Origin of the sequence: Streptococcus sp. (genome assembly GCF_030528045.1) — a bacterium.
GTDB lineage: Bacteria > Bacillota > Bacilli > Lactobacillales > Streptococcaceae > Streptococcus.
Genome location: NZ_JAUMZR010000015.1, coordinates 24,958 through 38,577, shown reverse-complemented (window position 1 = coordinate 38,577; position 13,620 = coordinate 24,958). Strand labels below are relative to the sequence as shown.

15 protein-coding genes and 1 pseudogene are annotated in these 13,620 nt (G+C 41.3%); 14 read left to right on the top strand and 2 right to left on the bottom strand.

Features of this window, described 5'->3' with window-relative positions:
* Positions 1–180 precede the first annotated feature (180 nt).
* Together Q4A91_RS04250 and Q4A91_RS04245 are read right to left on the bottom strand one after the other, a co-directional pair.
* Positions 181–1,860, bottom strand: a complete 1,680-nt coding sequence (locus Q4A91_RS04250; RefSeq protein ID WP_000331965.1) for a ribonuclease J — start codon at positions 1,858–1,860, stop codon at positions 181–183.
* A 1-nt stretch (position 1,861) separates the two neighbouring features.
* Positions 1,862–2,095 carry a DNA-dependent RNA polymerase subunit epsilon gene (locus Q4A91_RS04245; protein ID WP_000639581.1) on the bottom strand — a complete coding sequence of 78 codons (234 nt, stop codon included), beginning with the start codon at positions 2,093–2,095 and terminating at the stop codon, positions 1,862–1,864.
* A 404-nt stretch (positions 2,096–2,499) separates the two neighbouring features.
* Between Q4A91_RS04245 and Q4A91_RS04240 the strand changes: the two genes are divergently transcribed.
* The 14 genes and pseudogenes from Q4A91_RS04240 to Q4A91_RS04175 all read left to right on the top strand — a co-directional run bounded on the left by Q4A91_RS04240 (position 2,500) and on the right by Q4A91_RS04175 (position 13,581).
* Positions 2,500–2,727: a hypothetical protein gene (locus Q4A91_RS04240; protein WP_303207624.1), complete on the top strand. Its 228-nt coding sequence runs from the start codon at positions 2,500–2,502 to the stop codon at positions 2,725–2,727.
* Between the two features lie 597 nt (positions 2,728–3,324).
* Positions 3,325–3,540: a hypothetical protein gene (locus Q4A91_RS04235; RefSeq protein WP_303207623.1), complete on the top strand. Its 216-nt coding sequence runs from the start codon at positions 3,325–3,327 to the stop codon at positions 3,538–3,540.
* A 252-nt stretch (positions 3,541–3,792) separates the two neighbouring features.
* Positions 3,793–4,476 (top strand): tRNA (adenosine(37)-N6)-threonylcarbamoyltransferase complex dimerization subunit type 1 TsaB, encoded by a 684-nt coding sequence (gene tsaB / locus Q4A91_RS04230; protein WP_303207621.1) that lies wholly within the window; start codon positions 3,793–3,795, stop codon positions 4,474–4,476.
* Positions 4,473–4,910: a ribosomal protein S18-alanine N-acetyltransferase gene (rimI, locus tag Q4A91_RS04225; RefSeq protein ID WP_303207619.1), complete on the top strand. Its 438-nt coding sequence runs from the start codon at positions 4,473–4,475 to the stop codon at positions 4,908–4,910. Before tsaB ends, rimI begins: the two co-directional genes overlap by 4 nt.
* Positions 4,900–5,910: a tRNA (adenosine(37)-N6)-threonylcarbamoyltransferase complex transferase subunit TsaD gene (gene tsaD, locus Q4A91_RS04220; RefSeq protein ID WP_303207618.1), complete on the top strand. Its 1,011-nt coding sequence runs from the start codon at positions 4,900–4,902 to the stop codon at positions 5,908–5,910. The genes rimI and tsaD overlap by 11 nt, the downstream gene beginning before the upstream one ends.
* Before the next feature lie 110 nt (positions 5,911–6,020).
* Positions 6,021–6,884 (top strand): Rgg/GadR/MutR family transcriptional regulator, encoded by an 864-nt coding sequence (locus tag Q4A91_RS04215; protein WP_303207617.1) that lies wholly within the window; start codon positions 6,021–6,023, stop codon positions 6,882–6,884.
* Between the two features lie 115 nt (positions 6,885–6,999).
* A complete protein-coding gene (locus tag Q4A91_RS04210) occupies positions 7,000–7,665 on the top strand; it encodes a CPBP family intramembrane glutamic endopeptidase (RefSeq protein WP_303207616.1) in 666 nt (221 codons plus the stop codon).
* A 70-nt stretch (positions 7,666–7,735) separates the two neighbouring features.
* A pseudogene (locus tag Q4A91_RS04205) lies at positions 7,736–8,962 on the top strand (MFS transporter).
* A gap of 193 nt (positions 8,963–9,155) precedes the next feature.
* Positions 9,156–9,782: a hypothetical protein gene (locus Q4A91_RS04200; protein ID WP_303207615.1), complete on the top strand. Its 627-nt coding sequence runs from the start codon at positions 9,156–9,158 to the stop codon at positions 9,780–9,782.
* Between the two features lie 91 nt (positions 9,783–9,873).
* Positions 9,874–10,482, top strand: coding sequence for a hypothetical protein (locus Q4A91_RS04195; RefSeq protein ID WP_303207613.1), 609 nt, complete (start codon positions 9,874–9,876; stop codon positions 10,480–10,482).
* Positions 10,483–10,618: 136 nt separating this feature from the next.
* Complete coding sequence (locus Q4A91_RS04190; RefSeq protein ID WP_303207611.1) at positions 10,619–11,314, top strand: AzlC family ABC transporter permease; 696 nt, start codon at positions 10,619–10,621, stop codon at positions 11,312–11,314.
* Complete coding sequence (locus tag Q4A91_RS04185) at positions 11,304–11,627, top strand: AzlD domain-containing protein (RefSeq protein WP_044021513.1); 324 nt, start codon at positions 11,304–11,306, stop codon at positions 11,625–11,627. Before Q4A91_RS04190 ends, Q4A91_RS04185 begins: the two co-directional genes overlap by 11 nt.
* A 102-nt stretch (positions 11,628–11,729) precedes the next feature.
* Positions 11,730–12,572: an amino acid ABC transporter substrate-binding protein gene (locus Q4A91_RS04180; protein ID WP_303207609.1), complete on the top strand. Its 843-nt coding sequence runs from the start codon at positions 11,730–11,732 to the stop codon at positions 12,570–12,572.
* 154 nt (positions 12,573–12,726) lie between these two features.
* Positions 12,727–13,581: a MetQ/NlpA family ABC transporter substrate-binding protein gene (locus tag Q4A91_RS04175; protein WP_000694533.1), complete on the top strand. Its 855-nt coding sequence runs from the start codon at positions 12,727–12,729 to the stop codon at positions 13,579–13,581.
* Positions 13,582–13,620 lie beyond the last annotated feature (39 nt).

Below are 13,620 nucleotides of genomic sequence, written 5' to 3'. Positions count from 1 at the left end.
AAAAACACCCCAAAAGTTAGATTTTTTCTGTCTAACTTTTGGGGTGCAGTTCAAAGACGGGGCTGTTTTGTTGACTTGTACTCAATGAAAATCAAAGAGCAAACTAGGAAGTTAGCCGAAGGCTGTACTTGAGTACGACAAGGCGAAACTGACGTGGTTTGAAGAGATTTTCGAAGAGTATTATTCTTCATCTGGTGTGAGGATCATAGGGATGATAATCGGTTCACGTTCGGTATTTTCATAGAGGAATGGTCGGATGGCGTTGACAATGGCGCCATTGACAGATTGCACGCTAGCATCTTTGTTCTTCAGTGCGATACGAATAGCATTGAAGAGGATGCGCTGGCTTTGGCGAATCAAGTCACCAGATTCTCTCATGTAGACAAAGCCTCGGCTGAGGATATCAGGCCCAGACAAGATCATTTTAGACTTGAAGTCAACAGTTGCGACTGCTAGAACGACACCATCTTCAGATAGATCTCTACGGTCTTTGAGGACGGCCGCACCGATTTCACCGATACGATTTCCATCAACATAGATGTCTTGGGCGTTGAAATGCCCAGCGATACGAGCAGAATCTGCAGTAAGGGCAAGGACATCACCATTGCTCATGATAAAGATATTGTCCTTCTCGACACCCGTATCCACCGCTAGTCCAGCGTGGACTTTCTGCATACGATATTCACCGTGAACAGGCATGAAGTATTTGGGCTTGATCAAACGAAGCATGAGTTTTTGTTCTTGCTGACCGCCGTGCCCAGAGGTGTGGATATTGTTAATCTTTCCGTGGATGACTTCGACACCAGCTTCTGAGATAATGTTAATCAGCTTGTTGACGCTAGTCGTGTTTCCAGGGATTGGGCTAGAAGAGAAGATGACGGTATCGCCGGGTTGGAGTTGCACCTGACGGTGGGTTCCGTTAGCGATACGAGAGAGGGCTGCCATAGGCTCACCTTGACTACCTGTACAGAGGATAAGAACCTCGCCTGCAGGGTAGTCTTTGATTTCATTTGGCTCGATAAAGGTTCCCTTAGGAGCTTTGATGTAGCCAAGCTCGATCCCGTTGACAATGGCCTTTTCCATCGAACGTCCAAAGACAGCAATCTTGCGTCCAGTTTTAACAGCAGCATCCGTTGCTTGCTGGAGACGGAAGATATTTGAGGCAAAGGATGCGAAGATGATGCGTCCTTCAATGCCTTGGATAATCTTCATGATGGACTGACCAACGACCTTTTCAGAGTTGGTAAAGGTTGGCACTTCTGCATTTGTCGAGTCAGAGAGGAGACAGAGAACACCCTCTTCACCAAGAGCTGCCATACGGTGCAAGTCTGCAGGTTCACCAACTGGAGTAAAGTCGAACTTGAAGTCACCCGTACAGACGATTTTTCCTTGTGGAGTATGAATGACAATTCCCAAAGGCTCTGGAATAGAGTGGGTTGTTCTAAAGAAAGTTGCCTTGAGATTTTTAAAGGTCAACTCAGTGTTGTGGTTGATTTCGTAAAGTTTGGCGTTGCGCAAGAGGCCGTGTTCTTCGAGTTTTCCACGGATCAAAGCTAAGGCAAGTGGTCCAGCGTAGATAGGGACATTTGCTTGCTTGAGCAGGAAAGGGATCCCACCAATGTGGTCCTCGTGTCCGTGTGTGATCAAGACAGCCTTGACGCGGTCAATATTGTCTACGATGTAAGAGTAGTCGGGGATAACATAGTCGATACCCAGCAAGTCATCTTCTGGGAATTTAATCCCAGCATCGACGATGATAATCTCGTCTTGGTATTCAATTCCGTACGTGTTTTTCCCGATTTCTCCTAGACCACCGATGGCAAAAACGCCGACTTCTTCAGGTTTAAGAGTGTAGGCCATATTAGAACTCCGTAATCTCGAAAGCGCCAGTTTCTTTTTCGTAATCTAGCAATTTGTCAGACAAGAGTTCGATGAATTCGATGTTGTACTCTGGGCGGTTTTCTTCGACAAGTTGGCGAGCAGCGATACGGCCCTCAAGTTCTGAGTTGGCATCGATGTCTAGGTAAAGTGAGCGTGTTGTTTCACGACGTGGGCTACGTTCTTTTGTTTCTTGATAAAAAACTTTGTAAATCATATAGTTCCTTTCTATTTACAGGTCAGCTTATTCCAAACTTTTAGTAGAGATTTGCTTGATTTCATTCCATTTTGTGTCTAGATTGACCTTGATTCGTTACAATTATTTCAATTATACCACAAAATGAAAAATTAGTAAAAGACGGAAATGGAGAAAGTCGGGAGGGGAAGAAGGAGCAAAAAGACAGGTAGGATTTGGTCGGAGAGCGCTTAGGTGTTATAATTAAAGGGGGAATCTATGGAGATAGTAGGTTTGAGGAAGAATACAGTTCTAGTTTCATTAATCGTTGGTGTAGATGGTTGGGGCAGAATGATATCTTTGAAAAAAGAAAAAGCTCTTGAGAAATCTCGAGAGCAACCAAAAAGGCTGAGACAAAACTCGGGGATTTTCCTGGCGCAGTCCAGATGGCAGCACCTCTACCTGAAGCGAATGCATCGCAACCTTTGAATGACTTGTCACCAAATCAAACTCGATCTCAGCTTTTACTTAATTCTATCATCTATGAGGCTAAGAAGTCAATCTATAAGTATAACGATGTAGAAATAGCAAGATGGAGTGGAGTGCTTACTAAAGAGGCAAAGAAAAAGCCCTTGACCAAAGTCAAGAGCCGTCTAACACTGGGGGCGAACTAATCAATCACAATTCCGGTTATTTAGAAGGCGAACCCTCAAGGACAGCACCACAGCCTGGAGAGCCAAAGGCTCAACCTGATTTTCCTACCAATGTTCAATTATATTTTAACATTGACAAGTCAGTAAAGTCAAGTTATCGGTTGCGTGGTGGCTACAAATACCCTGAAGATGCGTACATAAGGACTTTAAATAAGTATGCGGATGCTTTGCAACGGTCAGCACAACAATATTTAGATAGATTTGCCAATCAAAAAATCATCTACGCTTTTAACGAAGATAACCAACTGAACGCTCTGTCACCAGTCGCCCTATGTTATCCTCTCGATATTTATACTTTACTATAACTTACTGAGGGAATCAACTTTAAAAGCATCAAAAAGCTCCTGACCGAAGTCAAGAGCCGTCAAACACTGGGGCGAATTGTTCAATCGCAATTTCAGTTCTTTAGAAACCGAAGTTTCAGGGATAGCACTGCAACCCGAAGAGTCAACGACTCAACCTGAATTTCCTACCAGTGTTGAATTACATTTTAGCATTGATAGAACAACATTGTCAACAGTTTATATAAAAATAGGAATACCAAAAGGAGGATTAAGAATGTTTAGTTTGTTTGAATTTGCAGTAGGGGTTCGCCTCTTGATGTTTGTAGTCTTTGTAGCTTGTGTCTATGGGGGGAATGCCCTGTTTGTGCATATGGAACACCGCAAAACAAAGTTCCTTTGGAAGCTTGCTTTTGTGACGCTCTATTCAATTTTTCTCCTCCTGGTCACCTATGTTGTCTGGCTCGTTTTCTACTTTGGTTTAAATGCCTAAAGTCAATTATTCCTCTAGATATACAGAAAATCCACCTCGTCTTGATAGATGGGATGGACTTTTTCTATTTTTAGGTGATATCCTTATGTTTACGATGATCTCTAACGTCGAAAATCGAGTTAAGGCATATATGACTTATTTACACTTCTTTTTGTCTAAGTGGCAGGCCTCTTTTGTTTCAAAACAAAGAAAATTCCCATACGCTGGCTTTTGTAGTATAATAGTAAACAGACAAAAAGATAGGAATGTGTTATGAAAGTATTAGCTTTTGATACGTCCAGCAAGGCTCTTTCTCTAGCCATTTTAGAGGACAAGCAGGTTCTTGCCGAGACGACGATTAATATCAAGAAGAATCACAGTATTACCCTCATGCCTGCCATCGATTTTTTGATGGCAAGTTTGGATTGGACACCCAAGGATTTGGACCGAATCGTGGTAGCTGAAGGACCAGGTAGTTATACTGGCTTACGAATCGCAGTAGCTACTGCCAAGACCTTGGCTCATACCCTGAATATCGAGTTAGTTGGCATGTCTAGCCTCTTGGCTCTGGTGCCACGCCAACAAGAAGGCTTACTTGTTCCCCTGATGGATGCTCGTCGCAACAATGTTTACGCAGGATTTTATGAAAATGCCAAGCCTGTCATGCCAGAAGCACACTTGTCCTTTGCGGAAGTGCTAGAAAAAGTCACGGATGCTGAACAGGTGACCTTTGTTGGAGAAGTTGGAGCCTTTGTGGAGCAGATCCAAGAGCGTTTACCACAGGCTAACTATCAGGAAACCTTGCCAAATGCAGCTAATCTTGTTCTTTGGGCATGGGACAAGGAAGCAGACTCCTTGCACGACTTTGTACCAAACTACCTCAAACGTGTTGAAGCCGAGGAAAATTGGCTCAAGAACCACACCGAGTCTGGTGAGTCCTACATTAAACGTCTATGATAGAAATCAAAAGAATCCAAAGACAGCCTGACCTGGCTCAATCTATCTATGCTGTCATGGCAGCTGTTTACCCAGTCAGTCCTTGGACGCTGGAACAAATCCAAGCAGACCTGTCTCAAGACCAGACATGGTATGCTGTGGCTTATGATGGGGCAGAAGTGATTGGTTTTCTAGCTGTTCAGGAGAATCTCTTTGAGGCAGAAGTCCTGCAAATTGCTGTCAAAGGAGCCTATCAGGGTCAGGGAACTGCGTCAGCCTTGTTTGCTCAATTGCCAGCAGACAAGGAGATTTTCCTAGAAGTCAGAAAGTCAAACCAACGAGCGCAAGCATTTTACAAGAAAGAAAAGATGGCGGTCATCGCTGAGAGAAAGGCTTACTACCATGACCCAGTCGAGGACGCCATCATCATGAAGAGAGAAATAGATGAAGGATAGATATATTTTAGCATTTGAGACATCCTGTGATGAGACCAGTGTCGCCGTACTGAAAAACGATGATGAGCTCTTGTCCAATGTCATTGCGAGTCAAATTGAGAGCCACAAACGTTTTGGGGGCGTAGTGCCAGAAGTAGCTAGTCGTCACCATGTCGAGGTCATTACAGCCTGTATCGAGGAGGCGCTAGCAGAAGCAGGGATTACCGAAGAGGACTTAACAGCCGTTGCCGTTACTTATGGACCAGGCTTGGTCGGAGCACTGCTAGTTGGTTTGTCAGCTGCCAAGGCCTTTGCTTGGGCACATGGACTTCCGCTGATTCCCGTTAACCACATGGCGGGCCACCTCATGGCAGCTCAGAGCGTCGAGCCTTTGGAGTTTCCCTTGCTAGCCCTCTTGGTCAGTGGTGGGCACACAGAGTTGGTCTATGTTTCCGAAGCTGGTGATTATAAGATTGTTGGGGAGACACGAGACGATGCGGTTGGTGAGGCCTATGATAAGGTTGGCCGTGTCATGGGATTGACCTATCCAGCAGGTCGCGAGATTGATGAGCTAGCTCATCAGGGGCAGGATATTTATGATTTCCCTCGTGCCATGATTAAGGAGGACAATCTAGAGTTTTCATTCTCAGGTTTGAAGTCTGCCTTTATCAATCTTCACCACAATGCCGAGCAAAAGGGAGAAAGCTTGTCTACAGAGGATTTGTGTGCTTCCTTCCAAGCAGCTGTCATGGATATTCTCATGGCCAAAACCAAGAAAGCCTTAGAAAAATATCCTGTTAAAACCCTAGTCGTAGCCGGTGGCGTGGCAGCTAATAAAGGTCTCAGAGAACGCCTAGCAGCTGAAATCACAGATGCCAAGGTCATCATCCCACCCCTGCGCCTTTGTGGAGACAATGCAGGTATGATTGCCTATGCTAGCGTCAGTGAGTGGAATAAAGAAAACTTTGCAGGCTTGGACCTCAACGCCAAACCAAGCCTCGCCTTTGATACTATGGAATAAAGAGTCAGCTTGAGGCTGGCTTTTTTGATAAAATATTTTATAATATGTTAAAAAAGTAAAAATTTTTACGAATAGAATAGTAAAGGGAATCTTTAAAGGGGAGTTTGGCTATGATTGAAAAACAGGAATTGGGAGAATTTTACAAGGAATTGCGCCTAGCAAGAAAACTCAAGCAGTCAGATGTGGCTTGTGAGGGCCTGACAGCATCCCAGTTATCCAAGTTTGAACTGGGACAGTCTATGCTGTCTGCAGATAAACTGATACTAGCTATCCAAGGGATAAATGTGAACTTCGATGAGTTTGGACACAAGCTTAATAACTATCAGGAATCCCCACATATGCGAATCGGTCGAAAGATTGTAAATCGTTTTGCCCATCAAGATATAGCAGGCTTAGAACAATTATTAGAGGAGGTCGAGCAAGAACAGATGGCGCAGACCTATCGTCGTTTGAACGCTATTGTGATTAAAGATGCCATTCATTCCTTGGATAAAAACTATCTGCTAGAAGAGGAAGATAGCGAGTTTTTAACTACTTATCTCTATGCTATCGAGTCTTGGACCTGGTTTGAACTCTATCTTTTTTGCAATACCATGCCTTTCTTAAGTAATCAAGATCTGATCTTTTTATCTACCTCTTTACTCGAAAAATCCAAGGAATTTAAAGAGTTAGTACACAATCAATTGTATATGAAAAGTGGTTATCTTAATATCATCTCAGAACTCATGGAGCGCAAACTTTTCTCCTACATCCCAATCTTTGAAGCCGAGTTGGAGAGTATGCTCCGGCCATATGATGTTTTTGAGAAAGTATCATGGCAGTTTTTAAAGAAGATGAGCATTTTCCTTCAAACTAAGGGAAGCAACCAAAAAGAGATTGAACACTTTATCCAATCTCTGCAAATATTAGAAAATCTTCAATTAACAACCCTTTTTGAATTGCGTTTGCAGCAATACAAAGAGCTTATCGATTAGTCCACAATCGCAAATGAGAGATTGCTATGAGAAAAAATGTCAAATATGCGATTTTCTAAAATAGGGCACTTTTCGTGTTATACTGTCTTTATTTCATAGTATAGGAGAAAATAAAATGAAAAAGACAATCTCACGCTACTACTTTTTTATAGCTATTCTGCTTGTCATTGCTGACCAGTTCTTCATTCGTTTGCTTTTACACAGCGACTTTGCTGCTGGTCTATCCGACTTTGCCTATTATTTGTCGGATATGATGTTGAATTTTCTTGTGGTTCTGCTTGCTATTATTGTTATGGTTTGGTCAGGTAAATGGCAGAAAATTAACAGTCGAAAATTTAGAGGTTCCTATCTTTTTTATTCCTTTTTAGCTCTTCTTGCTTTTGTTATTTGGAATTTCGTCACATTTTATCTTTTCCCATCTACCAAAAATGAAATTGCTTATCAACTGGATGTCCCTACTTTTACGGGAGCAACGGCATTTTTGATGTATTTTTTCTATCCTGTGATTGCAGGTCCCATTTTTGAAGAGATGATTTATCGTGGATTGGTGATGACCGCTCTGGAAAAAGGGAAGAAATGGGGACTGGATGTGCTCGGTTCGGCTGTTTTATTCGGGGTCTTGCATATTAGTAATCATGGTTGGGTCTTGACAGACTTTTTCGTATATATGGGTGGCGGTCTCATATTTGCAGTCTTATTTAGAGTGACAAAGTCCATTTATTGGCCTATTGGACTGCATATAGTTTACAACGGTATTGGTCAAATTTTATCGTTGCTGTAATTTTAGGTGCTCAGCAATATCGGTCTATCCTTGGGGAGAACTTCCCATTTGAACTCAAAAAGGAGATGCGATGAAAGTATTTATTCAAAATAGAGATTTTAGGCAATTAACCATCAACCAGTGGATTTCGACGGTTGGGGATACGATTTTTTATCTTGCTTTTTTGAATTATGTGGCAGACGCTTCGTTTGCCCCCCTTGGCAATTTTACTCATTACGATTTCAGAGACTGTTCCTCAAGTTCTGCAAATCTTTATGGGAGTTTTGGCTGACTTTCAACACAATCGTGTTCTAAAGTATACGCTTATTAGTTTTGTCAAATTTGTACTTTATTCTATAGTGGCACTTTCGCTTTCAGGGCAGTCCTTTTCATTATGGCTCGTATTCTTTATTTGTTTAATGAACCTTTTGTCGGATACATTGAGTTACTTTTCAGGAGCCATGCTAACTCCTATTTTTATAAGAATCATTGGGAAAGAACATCTGACAGAAGCTATTGGCTTTAAACAATCAACAGTTAGTTTAGTTCGGACAATCAGTAATATTCTAGGAGGGGTTTTATTAGGAATTCTTTCCATTCAGTTCATTTCCTTGCTAAACGCTCTGACGTTTCTGATAGCATTTGTAGGTATTCTTCTCATAAAAAATGATCTTTTGAAAGTTGAAAAAACAATTAGCTATCAAGAAGGTCTTTCTATAAAATCGTTTTGCCAGCATTTGTTCCAATCATCGAAATTAATCTGGAATATGGATAGAGTGATCTTCATTTTGTTTATCGTCTCTATCAGCCAAGCTGTGATCAATGTCACTGTTCCTATTTCGACTCTTTTTTAAGAAACCAACCGTTTTTGAATTTACAAACTGGTCAATCACTCGCTTTGTTATCAACACTAGAATTGTTAGCACTTATTGTTGGAAGTCTTGTAAGCGGCTATCTGAAAAATACGATTTCTATAAAAACAGCTCTATACGCTTCGGTCGTCATCCAGTTACTCCTTTTAGTAGGATTTGCCACAGTTCATTTTGGCTTGATTCTGCTTTTCAGCTCCTTGGATGCCTTCATCGCAGGGTTACTCTCTCCTAGATTGCAAGAACTTGTCTTTAAACAAATACATGAGGAGTCAATGGGAGCGGTTCAATCCTCTATTGGTGCGATTACGGTTGTTTTACCAAGTCTATTCACAATCTTTTTCGTAACGATTGCTACAAGTTTTGGGACCCTAGCGGTCAGCTTTATTCTATTGCTATTACTCCTAACCGCATTTGTTATGCTCTTGAATATTCGTGAGGGAATTTAGTAGGGAACTTTGATTTAACTTTTGTTCATATGATAAGGCTGGCGCTCCAGTCTTTTTCTTATCTCCAATATCTAATAATAGTCCTTACTCAATTCCTTGTTACCTTAAATGAAAAAGTAATTTTAGAATTTAACCACGGAATCCGACTCGATCAAAGTTTGTCAATCATAGAGTTTTTTAGTATAGTAGAAATATGAAATTTACAAAAATAATCAGTGGTTTGCTTGCTCTTGGAGTGCTAATCTTATTTATAAAATCTTACCAAAATTTTAAAAATTTGGAATTTCCTAGTACGCAGTTAGTCATGTTTAAATCGCTTTCGTTTTATATGTCTGTAGAATCTTTTGAAAATACATTTGTAGCAGCTGACAAAGTCGTGGAAGAGGAGGAAATGGCCTATCGTGATACTTGGTGTGCAGAAGACCCGCATTTCTATAAAACAGGTCGCCTTTTCTACTATTACGAAAATATGAGATGGGAAGGCTATACTATCCGCGCAGATTTTACGTTTTCAAAATGGCATACCTTGGAAGAAGCGAGGGCTTCTTTTCCTGTTGCTTCAAAAATGGAACAGAAAGAACTACTTGGCAAACTATCGCAGGCTATAAAAACAGAAATTGAATCTTTACCAGACTATCAGTCTATGACAGTTGAAATGGTAGGACTAGATCAAGATTCTTATCAATATAAAGTCAAATTACAAGGGCAAACGGAGGATCTCTGGGTCGAGGTTTATTCGACAGAACTTGGATATCATAAAAAGCTTGAAGATAAGGAGTATGGGATTGGGATTAGTCAATATCGGAGGCATGCATCGTAATCCTTTCCTTCTATACCATAGAATAAAGAGTCAGTTAATTGTTGACTCTTTTATCTTGGACAAATCCTAACCTTTTTTGTATAGTAGAAATATGAAATTTACAAAAATAATCAGTAGTTTACTTGCTCTTGGAGCTTTACTCATGCTTTTATCAGCTTGCCAGAATATCAAAAAGACACAACTGGTTTTGTTTGAATCCCTTTCGTTCGGTATGTCTCCTAAATCCTTTGAAGAAGTATTGGGAAATGCTAGCGAGGTGGAGGAAGAAGAGGAAACGGCCTATCGCGACACTTGGCGTGCAAAAGACCCATATTTCTATAAAACAGGTCGCCTTTTCTATCACTATGAGCAGATTACTTTGAAAGGCTATCCAGGCCGAGCGACCTTTACATTTTCAAAATCGCATCGTTTGGAAGAAGCGACAGTTCATATTCCTGTAACTTCAAAGGTGGAGCAGAAAGTAGTGCTTAACAATCTATCCCAGACTGTAAGAAAAGAACTGGAAGAACTCCCAGATTACCAGTCCATGACAACTGATACAGTAGGCCTCTATGATGACGGTTATCGCTACAAGATCAAGTTGAAGGGACAACAGTGGGAACTCTGGGTGGATGTCTATCCAACAGAAAATAAATATGCTACAGACACAGAAACCGATAAGTATACTATCCGAGTGGATCAATTTCTTATGTATCCATGATACTCCCTCTTCAGAACTTTTTCTGGCAATAGGTTTCGAATCCGAAACTTTTTTCTCTTTCCTGAATATGTTATAATAGCCCGTGCTGTGGCTGTGATGATGAACAGCCTCAATTGGAGAGAATATGAGGAGAAGGATGAAAGAAAAAGGATTTTGGGAAGGTGTTCAGGCAGCCATACCGACTGCTCTTGGCTATGTCAGCATTGGTCTGGCTTGTGGGATTATCAGTGCGCCTTATGTGACACCTGTTGAGATGGGCTTGATGAGCCTCTTTGTTTATGCTGGGAGCGCCCAGTTTGCCATGTTGGCACTGATTGCGGTACAAGCGCCTGTGGCAGCCATTGCTATGACAGTTTTTTTGATCAACTTGCGACTCTTTTTGCTGAGCTTGCATGCATCGACCTATTTCCGTCATACTAGTCTCTGGCAAAATATCGGCATGTCCAGTCTCCTGACAGATGAGACCTATGGGGTTTTGATGGGAGAATTAGCCCATACAGATAAGGTCCATCCTATGTGGATGTACGGGAACAATCTCAATAGTTATGTAGCCTGGTTTATTGGGACAGTTGCGGGGACAGCTTTAGGTGGGCTTCTTCCAAATCCTGAAGTCTTTGGCTTGGACTTTGCCCTTGTAGGAATGTTTATCGGGATTTTTACTTCTCAATTTCAGATTATGCAAAGACGGGTTCCTGTACGGAATCTGCTGCGGATCCTAGCCGTTGTTGCGGTGTCTTTCTTTTTGCTCTTGACAGTAGTGTCTCAGTCGCTAGCTGTTTTGTTTGCGACCTTGCTAGGTTGTACTATGGGGGTGGTCTTAGATGGTCAGTAAATATCTTTTGTTAGCCGTTATCTTTTCAGGCCTAGTGACTTGGATTCCCCGTATGATTCCCTTCATCTTGGTTAAGTACAAGGGGTTGCCAGCTATCGTCGAGCGGTTTTTGAAGTTTTTGCCTGTTTCCATTATCTTTGCCTTGATCCTTTCAAGCGTAGTGACTGGCAAGGTTGGCAGCCTTCCTCAAATCAAATGGCTGGACTTTTTAGCAGTCTTTCCAACGGCTTGGATAGCCTTTCGCTACCGCAATCTAGTGGGGACGGTTCTGTTTGGAGTAGTCTTGATTGCAGTCTTGCGTCTGGTCTTTTAGTTAGCCATAAAAAAAACCTATCACCGAGATAGATATCATATAATGGCGAAAAAAAATATTTTCTGTTAAGATAGTAAAGTATTCTATTTTGGAGGAAATGACATGAAAAAAATCGTCAAATATTCATCTCTTGCTGCTCTAGGACTTGTTGCCACAGGTGTACTAGCAGCTTGTTCAGGTGGAGATAAGAAAGATACTGCAACTAGCGAAGCAGCATCTGGTAAGAAAGAAATTATCGTTGCAACCAATGCTTCACCAAAACCATTTAACTACGAAGAAAATGGCGAGTTGACTGGTTATGAGATTGAAGTAGTCCGTGCTATCTTTAAAGACTCTGACAAATACGATGTCAAGTTTGAAAAGACAGAGTGGTCAGGTGTCTTTGCAGGCCTTGATAGCGACCGTTATCAAATGGCTGTGAACAATATCAGCTATACCAAAGAACGCGCTGAAAAGTACCTTTATGCAGCTCCAACTGCTAAGAACCCTAACGTTCTTGTAGTGAAAAAAGACGACGACAGCATCAAATCACTTGATGATATCGGAGGCAAGTCTACCGAGGTCGTTCAAGGGACAACATCAGCTAAACAGCTAGAAGATTATAACAAACAACACGCAGATAATCCAACAGTCCTTAACTACACCAAGGCGGATTTCCAACAAATCATGTCTCGTTTGAGCGATGGTCAGTTTGACTACAAGATTTTTGATAAAATCGGTGTTGAAACAGTTATCAAGAACCAAGGTTTGGATAACTTGAAAGTCATTGAACTTCCAAGCGACCAACAACCTTACGTTTACCCACTTCTTGCTAAAGGTCAAGATGAGTTGAAATCATTTGTAGACAAACGTATCCAAGAACTCTACAAAGACGGAACTCTTGAAAAATTGTCTAAACAGTTCTTCGGAGACACTTACCTCCCAGCAGAAGCTGATATTAAATAGTCGTATGAAATCATCCAGTCTGAGAAAGGCGGATGATTTCTCAATTTTTAGGTATATAGTTTCAAACTATATGTCTGCCTATCTAATAACAATTTGCTAAATCAAATAAAGTATGAGATACTATTACGGTATTATTTTTAAAGGAGATAGAATCATGAAAATTAAAAAATGGCTCGGTGTAGCAGCTCTTGCTACAGTCGCAGGTTTGACTCTTGCAGCTTGCGGAAATTCAGAAAAGAAAGCAGACAACGAAACAGTTGTCAAAATTGCAACAGTTAATCGTAGCGGTTCTGAAGAAGCGCGTTGGGATAAAATCCAAGAATTGGTTGAAAAAGATGGAATTAAATTGGAATTCACAGAGTTCACAGACTATTCACAACCAAACAAGGCAACTGCTGATGGCGAAGTAGACTTGAATGCTTTCCAACACTACAACTTCTTGAACAACTGGAACAAAGAAAACGGGAAAGACCTTGTAGCGATTGCAGATACATATATCTCACCAATCCGCCTTTACTCAGGTAAAAATGGGGAAGAAAACAAGTACACTAAAGTGGAAGAAATCCCAGATAACGGTGAAATCGCCGTACCAAACGATGCAACAAACGAAAGCCGTGCACTTTACTTGCTTCAATCAGCTGGTTTGATCAAATTGGATGTTTCTGGAACTGCCCTTGCAACAGTTGCTAATATCACAGAAAATCCAAAGAACTTGAAGATTACTGAATTGGACGCTAGTCAAACAGCTCGTTCATTGTCATCAGTTGATGCTGCCGTTGTAAACAATACCTTCGTTACAGAAGCAAAATTGGACTACAAGAAAGCACTCTTCAAAGAACAAGCTGATGAAAACTCAAAACAATGGTACAACATCATTGTTGCGAAAAAAGATTGGGAATCATCACCTAAGGCTGATGCCATCAAGAAAATTATCGCAGCTTACCACACTGATGAAGTGAAAAAAGTTATCGAAGAAACATCAGACGGTTTGGACCAACCAGTTTGGTAGTAAGACACAGGGAGGTGGGAGAGAGTTTCCACCTCTTGC

What these genes read in the sequence shown, in the direction of transcription:
- Q4A91_RS04240 (WP_303207624.1), top strand. Translation starts at nt 2,500, where the DNA reads ATGGCAGCACCTCTACCTGAAGCGAATGCATCGCAACCTTTGAATGAC.
- Q4A91_RS04195 (WP_303207613.1), top strand. Translation starts at nt 9,874, where the DNA reads ATGAAATTTACAAAAATAATCAGTAGTTTACTTGCTCTTGGAGCTTTA.
- Q4A91_RS04210 (WP_303207616.1), top strand. Translation starts at nt 7,000, where the DNA reads ATGAAAAAGACAATCTCACGCTACTACTTTTTTATAGCTATTCTGCTT.
- Q4A91_RS04185 (WP_044021513.1), top strand. Translation starts at nt 11,304, where the DNA reads ATGGTCAGTAAATATCTTTTGTTAGCCGTTATCTTTTCAGGCCTAGTG.
- Q4A91_RS04180 (WP_303207609.1), top strand. Translation starts at nt 11,730, where the DNA reads ATGAAAAAAATCGTCAAATATTCATCTCTTGCTGCTCTAGGACTTGTT.
- Q4A91_RS04215 (WP_303207617.1), top strand. Translation starts at nt 6,021, where the DNA reads ATGATTGAAAAACAGGAATTGGGAGAATTTTACAAGGAATTGCGCCTA.
- Q4A91_RS04190 (WP_303207611.1), top strand. Translation starts at nt 10,619, where the DNA reads ATGAAAGAAAAAGGATTTTGGGAAGGTGTTCAGGCAGCCATACCGACT.
- tsaD (WP_303207618.1), top strand. Translation starts at nt 4,900, where the DNA reads ATGAAGGATAGATATATTTTAGCATTTGAGACATCCTGTGATGAGACC.
- tsaB (WP_303207621.1), top strand. Translation starts at nt 3,793, where the DNA reads ATGAAAGTATTAGCTTTTGATACGTCCAGCAAGGCTCTTTCTCTAGCC.
- Q4A91_RS04175 (WP_000694533.1), top strand. Translation starts at nt 12,727, where the DNA reads ATGAAAATTAAAAAATGGCTCGGTGTAGCAGCTCTTGCTACAGTCGCA.
- Q4A91_RS04245 (WP_000639581.1), bottom strand. Translation starts at nt 2,095, where the DNA reads ATGATTTACAAAGTTTTTTATCAAGAAACAAAAGAACGTAGCCCACGT.
- Q4A91_RS04250 (WP_000331965.1), bottom strand. Translation starts at nt 1,860, where the DNA reads ATGGCCTACACTCTTAAACCTGAAGAAGTCGGCGTTTTTGCCATCGGT.
- Q4A91_RS04200 (WP_303207615.1), top strand. Translation starts at nt 9,156, where the DNA reads ATGAAATTTACAAAAATAATCAGTGGTTTGCTTGCTCTTGGAGTGCTA.
- Q4A91_RS04235 (WP_303207623.1), top strand. Translation starts at nt 3,325, where the DNA reads ATGTTTAGTTTGTTTGAATTTGCAGTAGGGGTTCGCCTCTTGATGTTT.
- rimI (WP_303207619.1), top strand. Translation starts at nt 4,473, where the DNA reads ATGATAGAAATCAAAAGAATCCAAAGACAGCCTGACCTGGCTCAATCT.